Consider the following 19,205-nt stretch of genomic DNA (forward strand, 5'->3'; position numbering starts at 1 on the left):
GCGCAGAGCCGGGCACGACCCGCTGGGGAGGCACGCTGCTGTGTGCGGTTCCGAGGAAGTCCTGGCTTACTGGCGGCGGTTGCTCACACCGCTCCCCCTGGAGATCGCACTGCCGGCCGACCGGCCACACCCCTCCGAGCCGGCGCCGGAGCGGGACCACGTCGCGTCGGAGGTCCCCGAGGCGTCAACCACCGTCCAGCTGGCCGCCTTTGTCGCCCTGCTCCACCGCCACAGCGGCGCCGTGGACATCACCGTCGGCCACGACGACCTACCGGTGCGAGTGTCCGTCGACCATGAGCCCACCTTCCAGGAACTGCTCCGCCGCGTGACCGAGGCCTGGGAGGAGGCGGAGACCCACCGGGTCCCGCTCGACCTCCTGGTCGACGAGCTGCACCCGCGTCCCACCCGCGGCGGCGGCCTGTTCTTCAACATCGCGTTCGGCACGGCCGGGGAACTTCCCGGCCCGGTAGACCTTCTGGTGACGGTCGACGGGGGCACGGCACGGGCGTCGTACGACCCGGCCGTCTTCGACCGTACGACCGTCGAGCGGCTCCTCGTGCACTACCGCACCCTGCTCACCGACGCGCTGGCCCGGCCCGGCACTTCCGTCGCCCGACTCGCCCTGATGGGCCCGGAGGAGTACGAGCAGGTCGTCGTCGGCTGGAACGAAACCGCGCACTCCGTGCCCGCGAGGACCTGGCCCGCGATGTTCGCCGAGCAGGTACGGGAGCGCCCCGACGCCGTCGCCCTGGTCTTCGGGGACGAGCAACTCACCTACGCGGCGCTGGACATACGGGCCAACCGGCTCGCGCACGTCCTGATCGCCCGGGGTGCCGGTCCTGAGCGCATCGTGGCCCTGGCGCTGCCCCGCTCGATCGACCTGATCGTCGCCGAGGTCGCCGTCCTCAAGTCCGGGGCCGCCTATCTGCCGATCGACCACGACTATCCGGCGGACCGGATCGCGTACATGCTCGGCGACGCGGCACCCGTGTGCCTGGTGACCACAAGGGAGACGGCTCGGGAGCTCGCCGGTCCCACGCTTCTGGAGCTCGACTCCCCGGCCGTGACCGCGGAGTTGGCGGCCGCCCCGACCCACACCCCCGTAGTCGACCTGACCGTCCTCAACTCCGCCTACGTCATCTACACCTCGGGCTCGACCGGCCGCCCCAAGGGTGTCGTCCTCGCGCACGGGGGCGTGGCGAAGCTCGTCGCCACGCAGAGCGAGCGGTTCGGGATCGGACCGCACAGCCGGGTGCTGCAGTTCGCCTCACCGAGCTTCGACGTGGCCTTCTGGGACCTGTGCCTGGGGCTGCTGTCCGGCGGGCGGCTGGTCGTCGTGCCCGCCGAGCTCCGGGTCCCGGGGGCACCCCTCGCGGACTACGCGAACGCGCACGGGATCACCTTCATGATCCTGCCGCCCGCGCTGCTCGCCGCGATGCCGGAGGACGTACAACTGCCGCCCACGGCGACCCTGTTGGCGGGTACCGAGCGCGTGTCACCGGAGCTGGTGGGGCGGTATGCGCGCGGACGGATGATGTTCAACGCGTACGGGCCCACCGAGGCGACCACCAACTCCACGCTGGGTCTGTGCGATCCGGACATCCCGGCCGGGGCGATCGTGCCGATCGGGGTGCCCGATCCGGGAACCCGGGCGTATGTCCTGGACGCCTTTCTACGGCCGGTCCCCGCCGGTGTCACGGGTGAGTTGTATCTCGGGGGCGCGGGACTCGCCCGGGGGTATCTGGGGCGCCCGGACCTGACGGCGGAGCGGTTCGTCGCGGACCCGTTCGGGACGCCGGGCGAGCGGCTCTACCGCACCGGCGACCTGGTGCGGTGGCGGGCCGACGGGCGGCTGGAGTTCCTCGGCCGGGCCGACGCCCAGGTCAAGATCCGCGGCTTCCGGATCGAGCCCGGTGAGATCGAGTCCGTGCTGCGCGGCCACCCCGCCGTCGACCAGGTCACGGTGGTCGCCCGCGAGGACCGACCCGGTGACCGACGGCTCGCCGCCTATGTCGTCCCGGCCCTAGACGGGTCCGGCGACCGCGTGGCCGAGTGGAAACAGGTCCACGAACTCCTCTACAGCGCCGCCGGTTCGGAGGGCTTCGAGGAGAACTTCGCGGGCTGGAACAGCATGTACGACGGGCTGCCCATCCCCGTCGAGGAGATGCGGGAGTGGCGGGACGCGACCGTCGAGCGCATCCGTGAACTCGGCTCGACCGGACGGGTGTTGGAGATCGGCGTCGGCAGCGGGCTGATCCTGTCCCGGATCGCGCCCGACTGCGGGGCCTACTGGGGCACCGACCTCTCCTCGGAGGCCGTGGAGGCCCTGCGCGCCCAGCTCGACGCCGGGTTGGCGGCGAAGGTCGAGCTGCGCGCCCAGCCCGCGCACGACACCTCCGGGCTGCCGGTCGGGTACTTCGACGTCGTCGTCCTGAACTCCGTGGCCCAGTACTTCCCGAGCGCGGAGTACCTCACCGACGTACTGCACCGGGCCGCCGGACTCCTGGCGCCCGGCGGACGGATCTTCGTGGGCGACGTACGCAATCTGCGGCTGCTGCGCACCCTGCGCGCGGCCGTCGAGACCCGGCGGGCCGGTAGCGAGGACAAGGGTGCCCTGCGTGCCGCCGTGGAGCAGTCGGTGCGCTGGGAGGGCGAACTGCTCCTGGATCCCGACTACTTCGCCGCCCTGGACGGCTTCGACACCGAGATCCGGATCAAGCGGGCCGCCCACCACAACGAACTGAGCCGGTACCGCTACGACGTCGTGCTGCGCCCGGGGCCGCGTGCAGTGGTCCCCGAGGAGCGGGAGGTCCCCTGGGCGGAGGCCGACGGGCTCGCCGGACTCGCCGGGCTGCTGGCGGACCAGCCACGGCGGCTGCGGATCACCGGAGTGCCCAACGCCCGCCTCGCCGACGACCTGGCCGACCTGTGGCGCCTGGAGGGCAGCAGCGGCGAGACGGCCGCGGGCGCGGACCCGGCGAGCCTGGAAACCCTGGCCGCCGAACACGGCTACCGGTCCGCCCTCACCTGGAACGGCAGCGCGGACGACGGCGCCTTCGACGCCGTACTCACCCTCGACGAGCCCTTCACCGACGCGGACCGACACACGGAGGCACCCCGCCCCGGCCCAGACCGAACCACGGACGAAACCCCCACAGCCCCCGGCCGCACCCCGGACGAGCCCCTCACCAACGCGGACCCCCACACGGAGGCACCCCGCCCCGGCCCAGACCGAACCACGGATCCGGACGGGCCCCCGACCCCTGCGGACCGCACCCCGGACACGACTCCGACCAGCCGCGGCCGCACCCCGGACGACGTCCCGACCCATACCGACCACGACCCGGACGGAACCCTCACGGCCCCCGGCCGAACCCCAGACGAGCCCCTCACCGCCCCCGCCCCGCGCGCGACCGAGCCCCTCGCCGGCCTGTACCGCCCCGCGGGTAGCGGATACCCCCACGCCAACCGCCCCGCGCCCTTCCGTGACGCCCAGGCGCTGATGCGGACCCTGCGCGCGCATGCCACCGAGTGGCTGCCCGACTACATGGTCCCCTCGGCCTTCGTGCCCCTGCACGCGCTGCCCGTCACCCCGAGCGGCAAGATCGACGCCCGGGCGCTGCCCGCCCCGGACTACTCGGCGATGAGCTCGGGACGCCCGCCCCGCACCTCCCGCGAACGACTGCTCTGCGCGCTGTACGCGGAGGTGCTGGGCCTCGACTCGGTGACGGCGGAGGACGACTTCCTCGCCCTCGGCGGTGACAGCATCACCGCGATCCAGCTGCTCATCGGGGCCCGCCGGGCAGGCCTGCGGCTGACCACCCGGGACGTCTTCCGGCACCGCACGGTCGAGGCCCTCGCGAAGGCGGCGGTCGAGCGCACGGGCGAGCTCGCCGAGGAGGCGCCCCTGGTGGCGGTCGACGAGGCCGAGCTCGCGGAGATCCAGGGTGTACGGCCGCTGGAGATCGAGGAGTTGCTGCCGCTGACCCCGCTCCAGCAGGGGTTCTACTTCCACTCGCTGACCGGCGCCGATCTGTATGTGGTGCAGCAGGTACTCGACCTGGCGGGGCCGGTCGACGGTCCGACCCTGCGGCGGGCGGCTCAGCGGCTCCTGGACCGGCACGCGCCGCTGCGGGCGGCCTTCCGACGCCTGCCGGACGGCTCACCGGTGCAGGTCGTCACCCGCGGCGCCGAGCTTCCATGGCGGGAGACCGACACCCAGGACGCCGAGCGAGTCGCCGCCGAGGAACGGGCCGCCGGCTTCGACCTGGCCGCACCCCCGCTGCTGCGCTGCGCTCTCGTACGACTCGACAACCAGCGCGCCCGACTGATCCTGACATTCCATCACATCATCGCGGACGGCTGGTCGTTGCCCGTCCTGCACCGCGAGCTGATGGCGTTCTACGGCACCGACGCTCCCCCGCTGGCCGACGTCACGCCCTACCGCACCCACCTGCGCCGCCTCGGTGAGCGGGACCAGGAGGCGGCCCGCGAGGCCTGGCGGGACGCCCTGGCCGGGTTTGACGAGCCGACGCGGCTGGTCGACGGTCAGGCGGGACGGACGCCGGTGCGACCGGGGCACGTCCGGCTGGAGCTGCCCGAGCGGACCACCGCGCGCCTGGCCGAGCGGGCCCGCGAGCACGGCGTCACCCTCGGCACGGTGGTGCAGGCCGCCTGGGGGTTGCTGCTCGGCCGGCTGACGGGCCGGGGCGACGTGGTGTTCGGCACCACCGTCTCCGGGCGGGACACCGACGTCGACGGCATCGACTCCATGGTGGGCCTGTTCATCAACACCCTGCCCACACGGTTCCGTTGGACGCCCGGCACTCCGATGGGTCAGCTCCTGCGCCGGCTCCAGGACGAGCAGGCACGACTGCTGGACCACCAGCACCTGGGGCTCGCCGAGATCCAGCGGCTCGCCGGCCACGCGGGCGGGGGCGAACTCTTCGACACCCTCGTGGTGTTCGAGAACTACCCCGCCGAGACAGACCTGCGGGACGGGACGGGACGGGTGCGGATCACCGGGGACGCGTTCCATGACGCCGTCCACTATCCGCTCGCCCTCGTCGTCAAGCCGGGCCGAAGGCTCGACCTCCGGCTCAAGCACCACGCGGACCGGCTGGACGGGGACTTCGTCCGTGCCCTGGGTGAACGGCTGACTCGGGTCCTGGAGGCCATCGCCGACGATCCGGAGACGAAAGCGGCGAGCGTCGAACTGCTTTCGCCCGACGAGGTGTTGCGGGCCCACCCGAGGGGCGAGGAACGCCCGGTCCCGGACACCACGCTGGCCGAGGCCTTCGCCGCCCAGGTGACCCGGACACCGGAAGCGACAGCGGTCGTCTTCGAGGGCGAGCGACTGACGTACTCCCAACTCTCCTCACAGGCCGATGTGTTGGCACAACGCCTCCAGCGAGCCGGTGCCCGTCCCGGCGCCTTCGTCGCGGTCGCCGTCCCCCGCTCGACCGAACTGATGGTCGCACTGCTCGGCGTACTGAAGTCGGGCGCGGCCTATCTGCCGGTGGACCTGGACTATCCGGCGGACCGGGTGGCGCACATGCTGGCCGACTCGGGGGCCACGGCGGTGGTCACGGTGTCCGGCAGCGAGGACCGGCTGCCGGGAGGGAACGTTCCTGCCGTCATCCTGTTGGACGAGCTCATCGACGGCTCCGACATGGTCGTTCCGGCTGCCCCCCACCCCGACGACCCCGCGTACCTCATCTACACCTCCGGCTCCACCGGCCGCCCCAAGGGCGTGGTGGTCTCCCACCGCGCCATCCTCAACCGGCTCGCCTGGATGCAGGACGCCTACGGGCTGCGCCCCGACGACCGGGTCCTGCAGAAGACGCCGTCCAGCTTCGACGTGTCCGTGTGGGAGTTCTTCTGGCCGCTGCTGGAGGGCGCGGCCGTGGTGCTCGCCAAGCCGGACGGCCACCGCGACCCCGTGTACCTGGCCGGCCTGGTGCGCGAGCAGGCCGTCACGACGATGCATTTCGTACCGTCCATGCTGGAGGCGTTCCTCCAGTCGGCGCAGGTCACGGACGATCCCGGCTGGGCGGCCTCGCTGCGCCGCGTCCTGAGCAGCGGCGAGGCGCTGCCGGTGTCCGCCGCGAGCCGCTGGCACGCCCTGACGGGAGTGCCGCTGCACAATCTGTACGGCCCCACCGAGGCCGCGGTCGACGTCACCCACCACCCGTACGACCCGTCGGAGGACACGGCGACCGTCCCGATCGGGCGGCCGGTGTGGAACACGGGCCTGCGCGTCCTGGACGCCTGCCTACGCCCGGTCCCCGACGGCGTACCCGGCGAGCTCTACCTCACCGGCGTCCAGCTCGCCCGGGGCTACCACGCCCGCCCCGCGCTGACCTCGGAACGCTTCACGGCCGACCCCTACGGCCCACCCGGCAGCCGGATGTACCGCACCGGTGACCTGGTCCGGCGTCGTACGGACGGCGAGATCGAGTACCTGGGCCGCACGGACCGCCAGGTGAAACTGCGCGGCAACCGCGTCGAACTGGGCGAGATCGAGGCGGCGTTGACGCGACTGCCCGGGGTGGCACAGGCGGCCGCGACGGTACGGGACGACACGCTCGTGGCCTATCTCGTCGGCCCCGGTCTCGAAGTGGCAGTGCTCCGGCGGGAGTTGGCCAAGACCCTCCCCTCCCCCATGGTCCCCGGCGCCTGGGTCACCCTGGACGCCCTCCCCCTCACCCCCAGCGGCAAGCTCGACCGGGCCGCGCTGCCCGCCCCGCAGGCCGTACGGTCCACCGAGCACCGCGCTCCGGGCAATCCGCGCGAGCAGATCCTCACCGAGATCTTCGCCGCCGTACTGAAGCTGCCCGAGGTCGGTGTCGACGACGACTTCTTCCTGCTCGGCGGTGACAGCATCAGCTCCATCGCGGTCTCCAGCAGGGCCCACCGCGCGGGTCTGGTCCTGGGGCCGCGGGAAGTCTTCGAACACCGCACACCCGCCGCGCTGGCGGCCGCGGCCGAAGTGGTAGGCCTGGCCGGCCTGGCAGGGAACACCGTCACACAGGCGTCCGCGTTCGTCCTCACCGAGGAGGAGCGGAGCCGGGTCGAACGGCTCGCCCCGGGGCGGATCGAGGACGTGTGGCCTCTCGCCCCGCTCCAGGAGGGCCTGTTCTTCCATTCCACGTACGACGACAGCGCGCTGGACGTCTACACGGTCCACGAGTCCTTCGACTTCGCCGAACGTGTGGACACCGAGCGGTTGCGGGCGGCGACCCGGACGCTGCTGGACCGCAACCCGAGCCTGCGGGCCGGGTTCACCAGCGAAGGCCAGCGCCAGCCGGTGCAGTTCATCGTGCGGGACGTCGAGATCCCGCTCACGGAGGTGGACCTCACCGGCCTCCAGCACGCCGAACAGGACGTACGGCTGCGGGAGTTGATGGACGAGGAACGGTCCCGGCGCTTCGACCTCGGCCGTCCCCTGCTGTTCCGGATGCTGCTCGTGCGGCTCGGCGACGGGCGCGGTGACCGGCTGATCGTAGGACGGCATCTGATCCTGTGGGACGGCTGGTCGGCCTGGCTGTTCCTGGACCAGCTGTTCGCCCTGTACGAGAGCGGGGGCGACGCGGCCGGACTGGCCCGCCCCGGCTCGTACCGTGACTATCTGACCTGGCTGGAGCGGCAGGACGACAGCGAGGCCACGGCTGCCTGGCGGGCCGCCCTGGCCGGATTCGAGGAGCCGACGCTGCTGGTGCCCGCGGTCTCCGACCGGGGTCTTGAGCCGGTGATCCCGGAGCAGTTGGACGCCGCCCTCGCTCCGGAGGTGGCCGATCGGCTGCGGGACACCGCCCGGCGGCACGGGCTGACCCTCAACACCGTGCTCAACGCGGCCTGGGGGCTGGTCCTGGCGAGCGCGACGGGCCGTAGTGACGTGGCCTTCGGCACGACGGTCGCAGGGCGGCCCACCGAGGTGCCGGACGTCGAGAACGTGATCGGCATGTTCCTCAACACGGTCCCGGCGCGTCTCGCCTTCGACCCGCGCGAGCCGGTCCTCGGCCTGCTGCGCCGGATCCAGGGCGAGCGGCTGGAGTTGATGCCGTACGAGTATCTGGGCCTGGGTGTGCTGCAGGCCGAGTCGGGCCATCGGCGGCTGTTCGACACACTGTTCGTGCTGCGCAACGCCGACACCGACGAGCGGCTCGCCGAGCTGCGCGACCGGCACGGGGCCACCGCCGTGGCCAACGTGGACGCCACGCACTACCCGGCCAACCTGGTCGTGACGCCCGGCGAGCAGGTTCGGGTCACCCTCACCTACCGGCCCGACCTGCTGGAAGACGCCTACGCGCGGGGCCTGTTGGACCGGTTCGTCCTCCTGTTGGGCCGACTGGTGACCGACGTGGAAGCCGCCGTCGGCTCCCTCGACCCGCTCCTGCCCGCCGAGTCCTCCGCACTCGCCCGCGAGGAGACCGCACAGCGGCAGCCCGTGCCGCAGGAGACGGTCGCGGACATGCTGGCGGCCCAGGCGGCCCGCACCCCGGACGCGACGGCGCTGGTCTTCGGGGCGCGGACGGTGACGTACGCCGAACTCGACGCGCGCTGCAACCAGTTGGCGCGACTGCTGATCGCGCGGGGCGCCGGGCCCGAGCAGGTGGTGGCGCTCGGGCTGCCACGCTCGATCGACACGGTGGTGGCGCTGTTCGCCGTACTGCGCACCGGGGCCGCCTATCTGCCCCTGGAGCTGGACCATCCGGCCGAGCGGCTGTCGCTGATGCTGGCCGACGCCCGGCCGTTGCTCCTGCTGTCGACGGAGGCGGTGTCCCGGACCCTGACCGGCGACACACCGAGGGTGCTGCTCGACGACCCGGAGATGCTCGGCGGGCTGTCCGCCGAGCCGGTCAGCCGCCGCTTCAGCCTGGACCACCCGGCCTACGTCATCTACACGTCCGGGTCGACCGGGCGCCCCAAGGGTGTCGTCACGCCGTACGTCGGCCTGACGAACATGCAGCTCAACCACCAGAAGGAGATCTTCGCCGCGGCGATCGCCGCGGCAGGCGGGCGGCGGCTGCGGATCGCGCACACCGTGTCGTTCGCGTTCGACATGTCCTGGGAGGAGCTGTTGTGGCTGGTCGAGGGACATGAGGTGCACATCTGCGACGAGGAGCTCAGGCGGGACGCCACCGCGCTGGTGGCGTACTGCGAGGAGCACCGCGTCGACGTGGTGAACGTGACGCCGACCTACGCCCATCTCCTCATCGAGGAGGGCCTGTTGGAGGGGCACCGGCCCCCGCTGGTGCTGCTCGGCGGCGAGGCGGTCACCGAGACGGTGTGGAACACGCTCCGGGACACCGAGGGGACGTACGGCTACAACCTCTACGGGCCCACCGAGTACACCATCAACACCCTGGGCGGCGGCACCCTCGACAGCGCGACCCCGACCGTGGGCCGCCCGATCCGCGCCACCCGCGCCCGCGTTCTCGACACCTGGCTGCGCCCCGTACCGGACGGTGTGGCGGGCGAGTTGTACATCGCGGGCGTCGGCCTGGCCCGGGGTTACCTGGACCGTCCGGGGCTGACCGCCGAGCGGTTCGTGGCCGACCCGTACGGCCGGCCTGGTGAGCGGATCTACCGCACCGGCGACCTCGTACGGCGGCGTCCCGACGGAAACCTGGACTTCCTCGGCCGCACCGACGACCAGGTCAAGATCCGTGGGTACCGCGTCGAGTTGGGCGAGATCGAGACGGCGCTCGCCCAGCACGCCGAGGTGTCCCGGGCCGCGGTGATCGCCCGTGACGACACCTCCGCGCCCGGCACCAAGCGGCTGGTGGCGTACGTCGTCCCGGCCGAACCCGACACCGAGGCCCTTGAGGAGGCCGAGCGGGACCAGATCGGCGAATGGCGGGAGATCTACTCCGCCGAGTACACGGAGATCGACACAGCTGTCTTCACCGAGGACTTCGCGGGCTGGGACAGCTCCTACGACGGCGAGCCCATCCCCCTGGACCACATGCGCGAGTGGCGCGAGGCCACCGTGCGCAGGATCCGGGAGCTGAACCCGAGGAACGTCCTGGAGATCGGCGTCGGTTCAGGGCTGCTGCTGTCCCGACTCGCCCCGGACGCCGAGTCGTACTGGGCCACGGACTTCGCCGAGCCCGTCATCCGCAAGCTCGGCGAGGACCTGAGGGCAGACCCGGAGCTGTCCCGCAAGGTCCAACTGCGGTGCCAGGGGGCGGAGGTGACGGAGGGTCTGCCGGTCGGCCACTTCGACACGATCGTCATCAACTCCGTCGTGCAGTACTTCCCGAGCCTGGACCATCTGCGCAAGGTGATCCGCGGCGCGATGAGCCTGCTGGCCCCCGGGGGCGCCCTGTTCCTCGGTGACGTACGGGACCTGCGGCAGGCCCGCGTCTTCCAGACGGGTATCCAGCTGGCCCGCGGCGCCGAGGACCTGCGCCGGGCCGTGGACCGGGGACTCGCGCTGGAGAAGGAACTCCTCGTCGACCCGGACTGGTTCAGCACCCTCGGCGTCGGCGTCGACCTGCGCACCAAGGCGGGACGGCACCACAACGAACTGACCCGCTACCGGTACGACGTCGTCCTGTACGACGGCGAGGGCGCCTTGGACCTGCGGGACGCCCCGGAGTGGGAGTGGACGGAGGTGAGTGCGCTGCGGGCCCGGCTCGAAGGGGTCGACGTGCTCCGCGTACGACGGATCCCCGACCCGCGTACGGCCGAGGACCTCGCGGCGACCCGGGCGATGGACGCGGGGCGGCCGACAGGGATCGTCGCGCCCGGGGTAGAGCCCGAGGAGCTGCGGAGCCTCCACGAGGGCCACCGGGTGCTGACCACGTGGTCCCACGAACCGGGTTACTACGACGCCGTGTTCGTCCGCACGGAGACCGATCCGGTCCGTACGTCCGGCCTCCACCGACCCCGCGCCGACCGGGGCGCCGACCCGTACGCCAACACGCCCACGGCGACCCGCGGCAACAGCGCACTCGTGCGGCGGCTGCGCGAGGAGCTGGGCCGGCGGCTGCCGAACTACATGGTCCCGGCCGCCTTCGTGGTCCTGCCGGGGCTGCCGATGAACGACAACGGCAAGCTCGACGTCCGGGCACTGCCCGATGCCGAGCCCGCGGTGGCCCTGTCCGAGGGGCGCGGGCCGAGCACACCCGTCGAGGAGGTGCTGTGCCGGCTCTTCGCCGAGGTGCTGGGGCTGCCCCGCACCGGCGCCGAGGACAACTTCTTCGACCTGGGCGGACATTCACTGCTCGCCACCCGGCTGATCAGCCGGGCCCGCACCGAACTGGGCGCGGAGCTGGCCATCCGGGACCTGTTCGAGGCGCCGACGCCCGAGGCGTTGTCGGTGCGCGCGGCGGGTGGACGTCCGGCGCGGCCGGTGCTGAAGGCCCTGCCCGAGCGGCCGGACCGTGTCCCGCTGTCGGCCGCACAGCGCCGGCTGTGGTTGGTGGAGGGCATCACCGGGGACGGGGTCGCCTACAACTTCCCGCTGGTGTTCCGGCTCCGGGGACGGCTGGACCTGGAGGCCCTGCGGGACGCCGTACGGGATGTGACTGGTCGTCACGAGTCGCTGCGTACACGCTTCGTGGAACTTCAAGGCGAGCCCTGCCAGTGGATCGGTGCGGCCGAACCAGCGTTCCGGGTCGTCGACTGCCGGGAAGACGAGCTGGCGGCACACGTCGAGGAGGCCCAGCGGCGGCCGTTCGACCTGAGAACCGAACTGCCTGTTCGTGCCGACGTGTTCCGGCTGGGGCCGGACGAGCACGTCCTGGCTCTGGTCCTGCATCACAGCGCGACCGACGAGTGGTCGGACCGGCCGTTCCTCAGTGACCTCGGGCGTGCGTACGAGGCCCGTCGTGACGGTCACGCGCCCGAGTGGGAGCCGCTGCCGGTCCAGTACGCCGACTACACGCTCTGGCAGGACACGCTGCTCGGGCAGGTCGGCGAGGAGCAGCTCGGCTTCTGGACCGAGACCCTTCGTGATCTTCCCGAAGAGCTGCCCCTCCCCCTCGACCGCCCTCGGCCGGAGGTGCCCACAGGGCGGGGCGGCAAGGTCCGTCTGAAGCTCGCCCCCGACACCGCCCGCGCGCTGCGGGACCTGTCCGGGGCGACCGGCACCAGCATGTTCATGGTGTTCCAGGCCGCCACCGCGGCCCTGCTGCACCGGCTCGGCGCCGGGGACGACATCCCGCTTGGCTCTCCCATCGCGGGCCGCACCGACGACGCGCTGGACGACCTGGTCGGCTTCTTCGTCAACACGATCGTCCTGCGCACCGACATCTCGGGCGACCGCCTTCGGTTCCGTGACCTCCTGGCCCGTGTAAGGGAGTCGGCGCTGGCCGCGTACGAGCACCAGGACCTGCCCTTCGACCGGGTCGTGGAGGCCGTCAACCCGCCCCGGGTGGCCGGGCGCAACCCGCTGTTCCAGGTCATGCTCGGCTACCACCACCGCCCCGGCGGCGACCCCGATGTGCTGGGGATGCCGACCGAGTGGTTCGACATGGACACCGGTATGGCCAAGTTCGACCTGCACTTCACGTTCGTGGACGAGTCGGACCGGCTGGTTCTGCAACTGGAGTACGCGCTCGACCTGTGCGACGACTCCACGGCCGAGCGGACGGCCCGGCGGCTGGTGCGGCTGCTGGAGCAGGTGGCCGCCGAACCGGACGTGCCGGTGCGGGAGTTGGACGTGCTGTCGGAGGCGGAGCGGCACACCGTTCTGGGCGCCTGGAACGACACCGCGCACGACGTGCCGGCGACCACCCTGCCCGAGCTGTTCCGTGCGCAGGCCGCCCGCACGCCGGACGCCCTGGCGCTGGTCTTCGGCGAACAGCGGCTCACTTACGCCGAGTTGGACGCGCGGGTCGAGCGGACCGCCCGGGTGCTTGCCGGAATGGGCGTGGGACCGGAGCGCACGGTGGCCGTGGCCCTGCCGCGTTCCCTGGACCTCGTCGTCGCCCTGCTGGCCGTGCACCGCGCAGGCGGCGCCTACCTGCCGCTGGACGCCGACCAGCCCCGGGAGCGGCTCGCCCTCATGCTGGAGGAGGCCCGCCCGGTGTGTGTCGTCGAGGACACGCTCCCGGCCGGCCCGGAAGGTGAACTGCCGTCGTCGTACGACCCGTTGAGCCCTTCCTATGTCATCTACACCTCCGGCTCGACCGGTCGCCCCAAGGGGGTGGTCGTCCCGCACTCCGGGATCGTCAACCGGCTGCTGTGGATGCAGGACGCGTACCGTCTGACGGCCGGGGACCGGGTGGTGCAGAAGACGCCGTCCGGGTTCGACGTGTCGGTGTGGGAGTTCTTCTGGCCGCTGATCACCGGGGCCGCGCTGGTCGTCGCACGGCCTGACGGGCACCGGGATCCGGCCTATCTGGCCGAGCTGATCCGGGAACAGGGCGTCACGACCGCGCACTTCGTGCCGTCCATGCTCCAGGTGTTCCTGGCCGAGCCCGCGGCCGCGCGCTGCACCGGGCTGCGGCAGGTGATGTGCAGCGGCGAGGCGCTGCCGGGCGCGGTGGCGGAACGCTTCCACCGGGTGCTGCCGGAGGCGCGGCTGCACAACCTGTACGGGCCCACCGAGGCGTCCATCGACGTCACCGCCGGTGAAGTGCCGCCGGGCACCGCAGCGGTGACGATCGGCCGCCCCGTGTGGAACACCCGCGCCTACGTCCTGGACGCGGGCCTACGGCCGGTCCCGCCGGGTGTTCCCGGCGAGCTGTACCTGGCGGGCGTCCAGCTCGCCCGTGGCTACCTCGACCGTCCCGGACTCACCGCCGAGCGGTTCGTGGCGGACCCGCACGGCACCCCCGGCACCCGCATGTACCGCACGGGCGACCTGGCCAGGTGGCGGCCCGACGGCACGCTCGACTTCCTCGGCCGCACCGACCACCAGGTCAAGGTCCGCGGGGTGCGCGTGGAGCCCGGAGAGGTGGAGTCCGTCCTCGCCGTGCACGCCTCGGTCGGGCACGCGGTCGTCGTGGCACACGGCCAGCTGCTCGTGGCGTACGTGGTTCCGGCCGCCGGAGCGGGCTTCGACCCGGACGAGCTGCGCCGGCACGCGGCTGCCGCGTTGCCCGGGGCCATGGTCCCGGCGGCCTTCGTGACGCTGGACGCGCTGCCGCTCACCCCGAACGGCAAGCTCGACCGCCGCGCCCTGCCCGCCGTGGACCTGGCGGCGGACGGCGGTGCGGGCGGCCGGGGCCGCGATCCGCGGGAGGAGATCCTGTGCGGGCTGTTCGCGGACGCCCTGGGCGTGGACCGGGTCGGCGTCGACGACGACTTCTTCGCCCTCGGCGGGCACTCCCTGCTCGCCATGCGGCTGGTCTCCGGGGTACGGGCGGCGCTCGGGGCCGAGGTGTCCCTGCGTACGGTGTTCGACGCGCCGACCCCGGCCGCGCTGGCGGCCCGTCTGACCGAGAGCAGCACCCATGAGGCCCGGCCGACGCTCACGTCCGGTCCCCGTCCGGCACGGCTGCCCCTCTCCTCCGCCCAGCAGCGGCTGTGGGTGCTGTACCAGGTGGAGGGCCCGAGCGCGACGTACAACATCCCTTCGGCCTGGCGGCTGAGCGGCGACCTGGACGTGGCGGCGCTGCGGGCCGCGGTGCACGACCTGGTCGTACGGCACGAGACGCTGCGCACGGTGTTCCCTGACGAGGAGGGCCGGGCCCGCCAGCTCGTGCTCGCGCCGGGTGAGGTGTTCTTCGAGGTGGAGGACGTCGACGCGGACCGGCTCGCCGAGCGGCTCGCGCAGGCCGGGGCGTACGGATTCGAGCTGGACCGCGAACCGCCGTTGCGCGTCCATGTGTTCCGCACCAGCGAGAGGGAGTGGACCCTGCTGCTTCTGCTGCACCACATCGCCGGTGACGAGTGGTCCGAGGCACCGCTGCACCGGGACCTCGCGCACGCCTACGCGGCCCGGGTCGAAGGGCGGGCACCCGAGTGGGAGCCGCTGCCGGTGCATTACGCCGACTACACGCTCTGGCAGCAGCGGCTCCTCGACCAAGTCGGCGAGCGGCAACTCGGTTACTGGAAACGGGCGCTGGCCGGGCTCCCCGAGGAGCTGGCCCTGCCCGTGGACCGGCCACGGCCACTGGAGTCGTCGTACCGCGGCGGCTCGGCGGACCTGGCGCTCGACGCCGAACTGGCCGCCGGGCTGAACCGGTTGGCACGCGAGCACGGGGTCAGTGTGTTCATGGTGCTCCAGGCCGCCGTGGCGACCCTGCTCTCCAGGCTGGGCGCGGGACACGACATCCCGATCGGCAGCCCCATCTCCGGACGGACCGACGCGGCCCTGGACGATCTCGTCGGGTTCTTCCTCAACACCCTGGTGCTGCGCACCGACACCTCCGGCGACCCCGCCTTCGGTGAACTGTTGGGCCGGGTACGGGAGACCGACCTGGCCGCCTTCGACCACCAGGACGTGCCGTTCGAGCGGCTGGTGGAGGCGCTCAACCCGGCCCGTTCACTCGCACGGCATCCGCTGTTCCAGGTGATGGTCGTGTATCTGGCGGCCGGCGGGGAGAGCACGGGGCTGCCGGGCCTTGAGGTCCGCAGCGACGAAGTCGCGCAGACCACCGCCAAGTTCGACCTGTCCTTCGACTTCGTGGAACGCGCGGACGGGAGCGGGATCGACGGGGTGCTGGAGTACAGCGCGGACCTGTTCGACCACAGCACCGCGCAGTCCTTCGCGGACCGGCTGCGGCGCGTCCTGCGGGCCGTAGTCGCCGACCCGAGCCTGTCCATCGCGCGCATCGAGATCCTCGACGAGGACGAGAGGCGGTTGCTGAGCGGCGGCTGGCACAGTCAGCCGCTCCCTGGCGAACCGACCACGGTGCCCGCGCGCTTCGCGGAACAGGTGCGCAGGCACCCGGAGTTGCCCGCCGTCGCCTCCGAGGGCATCGAGCTCACCTTCGCCGAGCTGGACGCCGAGTCCAACCGGCTGGCGCGGCTCCTCGTCGAACGCGGGGCGGGACCCGAGCGGTTCGTCGCCCTGGCGCTGCCGCGGACCGCGTACTTCCTGGTGGCCGTGCTCGCGGTGCACAAGGCGGGGGCTGCCTATCTGCCGCTCGACCCCGACGCGCCGGTCGAGCGTACGGCGGAGGTCCTCGACGACGCCCGGCCCGTGGTCACGCTCACCACACGCGAACTCTCCGCGGTCCTGCCCCCGGGAACCGGGACGCTGGTCCTGGACGATCCCGCGGTCGTCGAGCGGATCGCGCGCACGGAGTCCGGCGAGGTCACCGCCGACCTCGCCCCCGGACACCCCGCCTACGTCATCTACACCTCCGGCTCCACCGGCCGCCCCAAGGGGGTCGTCGTCACCCACGAGACCCTCGGCAACCTCTTCCACAGCCACCGCGAGACCCTCTACGGGCCGGCGATCGAGGCGGCCGGGCGGCGGCACCTGCGGGCGGGGCACGCCTGGTCGTTCTTCTTCGACGCCTCCTGGCAGCCGCAGTTGTGGCTGCTGGACGGGCACTGCGTGCACATCGTGTCCGAAGAGACGCGCAGGGACCCGGAGTTGCTCGCGGCGGCCGTGGTCCGGCACCGCTTCGACTTCCTGGAGGTCACGCCCTCGTTCTTCGCGCAGTTGGCCGACCGGTTCGACGACGGCGGCCTCCCCCTCGCGGTCGTCGGCGTCGGCGGCGAGGCCGTGCCGGTCGCCCTGTGGCGGCGGCTGGCGGAACTGCCCGGCACCGAGGCGTTCAACCTGTACGGGCCGACCGAGTCCACCGTGGACGCCCTCGTGGCCCGCGTCCGCGACAGCGAACGCCCGCTCGTGGGACGCCCGGTGGCCGGAACCCGGGCGTACGTCCTGGACGCGGGGCTGCGGCCCGTGCCGCCCGGCGTCACCGGCGAGCTGTACCTGGCGGGCGGCGGACTCGCCCGCGGCTACCTGCACGCTCCCGGGCTGACGGCCGAGCGGTTCGTCGCCGACCCGTTCGGCGAACCGGGCTCCCGGCTGTACCGCACCGGTGACCTGGCCCGCTGGACCTCCGACGGGCGTATCGACTACCTCGGCCGGGCCGACGACCAGGTCAAGATCCGCGGATTCCGTATCGAGCCGGCCGAGATCGAGTCCGCGCTCACCGCTCATTCGAAGGTCAGTCAGGCCCTGGTGACGGTTCATCAGGAGGGTGTGCGCAAGCTGCTCGTGGCCTACGTCGTCCCGGCCCCCGGTGCGACGGCGGACCCGGGTGAACTGCGTGCGCACGTCGGCGCGCGGCTCCCCGAGCACATGGTCCCGGCGGCCGTGGTCGCCCTCGACCGTTTCCCGGAGCTGGCGAACGGCAAGCTGGACCGGGCCGCGCTGCCCGCGCCGGACTTCTCCGCGCTGTCCTCCGGACGGGCTCCCGCCACCGCGCTGGAGGAGACGTTGTGCGCGGTCTTCGCCGAGGTGCTGAACCTCGAACAGGTCGGTGTGGACGACGACTTCTTCTCTCTCGGCGGGGACAGCATCGTCGCGATGCAGCTCGTCGGACGGGCCAGGGCGGCGGGGGTACGGATCACTCCGCGGCTGGTGTTCCGCCACCGCACGGTCGCCGCGCTGAGCATGGTCGCCTCGGCGGCGGACACGGCACCCCGCCCCGAGGACGACGGCACCGGCACGGTCCCGCTCACCCCGGTGATGCACTGGCTGCGCAAACTGGGCGGTCCCTTCTCGACCTACCACCAGTCGGCGCTCGTCCGCACGCCCGCGGCCCTGGACCTGCCCGGCCTGACCGCCGTACTCCAGGCCCTGGCCGACCGGCACGACCTGCTGCGGGCGACGCTCGTACGGCCGTCCCGTGAGGCCGTCGAGGACTGGTCGCTGCATGTTCCGGCCGCCGGGACGGTCGACGCGGCCTCGTGGATCGAGCGCGTGGACGTGGCGGGACTGGACGCGGAGCGGTTGAGCGAGGCCGTAAGGGAACACGCACACGCGGCCCGGGCGCTCCTCGACCCGGACGCGGGTGCCATGGTCCGGGCGGTGTGGTTCGACGCGGGCGGCGCGCCCGGGCGGCTGCTGCTGATGGCCCATCACCTGGTGGTGGACGGGGTGTCCTGGCGGGTGCTGCTGCCGGATCTGGCGACGGCGTGGCAGCACGTCTCGGCCGGGCGGCCGGTGCAACTCGCCCCGGTCGAGACGTCGTTCGCCACATGGTCGCGACTGCTCGACCAGCTGGCGCAGGACCCGGCGCGCGAGGCCGAACTCCCCCTGTGGGACCACGAAGACACCGCACCACTCCCCCTGTTGCGGGAGCCGGACCCGGAGCGCGACACGACCGCGACCCGTCGGGAGGTCGTCCTGCGGTTGCCCGCCGAGCACACCGGGCCGCTGCTGTCGACCGTGCCCGCGGCCTTCGGCGCCGGCGTGAACGACGTGCTGCTCGCCGCGCTCGCCCTGGCCTTCGCCGACTGGCGGCGCCGCGAGGGGGGTTCGGGAACCTCGGTCCTCGTCGACCTCGAAGGGCACGGCCGGGAGGAGGAGTTGGCCGGACACGGGGTCGATCTCTCCCGTACGGTCGGCTGGTTCACGAGCGTCTACCCGGTGCGGCTGGACGCCGGGCCCGTCGACCCGGACGAGGTCTTCGCCGGTGGCCCAGCGGCCCGGGACGCCGTACGGCGGGTTCGGGAGCATCTGGCGTCGCGGCCCGCGGGCGGGGTCGGTTACGGCATGCTGCGGCATCTCAACCCCCGTACCCGTCAGGTGTTGGCCGGCTCGGAGCAGGCTCGGGTCGAGTTCAACTACCTGGGGCGGTTCGGGATCCCGGAGGAGACGGACTGGTCGTACGCGCCCGAGGAGGACGTGGCCGACATCGGCCCGGAGGGCGCGATGCGCGAGGGGCACGCGCTGGAGATCAACGTGGTCACCGAGGACCGGGCCGACGGTCCTGTGCTCTCCGCCCACTGGGCGTATCTGGAAGGACTGCTGACCCGCGAGACCGTCCGGGATCTGGCCGAGGCCTGGTTCAGGGCGCTGGAGGGGCTCGTCGCGGCGGCCCGTGAGGAAACGAGGGAAGGAACCGTATGAGCAACCCGTTCGAGGACCCCGAGGGCGTCTACCTGGTGCTCGTCAACGACGAGAACCAGCACAGCCTGTGGCCGGACTTCGTGGACGTGCCGGCCGGCTGGCGCACGGTCCACGGCCCCGCCTCCCGGCAGTCCTGCCTGGAGCACGTGGAGACCCACTGGACCGACATGCGTCCGCGGAGCCTCGCGGAGAGCATGGACAGCTGAAC

Annotated in this window: 2 protein-coding genes; both read left to right on the forward strand. The window is 72.6% G+C overall.

The features are described 5' to 3' along the window. The first annotated feature begins 40 nt into the window (after positions 1 to 40). On the forward strand, positions 41 to 18,997 hold the full coding sequence (locus tag AB0D34_RS05350) for an amino acid adenylation domain-containing protein (protein WP_362656752.1): 18,957 nt from the start codon (positions 41 to 43) through the stop codon (positions 18,995 to 18,997). Further along, a complete protein-coding gene (locus tag AB0D34_RS05355) occupies positions 18,994 to 19,203 on the forward strand; it encodes an MbtH family protein (RefSeq protein WP_362656755.1) in 210 nt (69 codons plus the stop codon). The genes AB0D34_RS05350 and AB0D34_RS05355 overlap by 4 nt, the downstream gene beginning before the upstream one ends. Positions 19,204 to 19,205 lie beyond the last annotated feature (2 nt).

Source organism: Streptomyces sp. NPDC048420, assembly GCF_040651535.1.
Classification (GTDB): domain Bacteria; phylum Actinomycetota; class Actinomycetes; order Streptomycetales; family Streptomycetaceae; genus Streptomyces.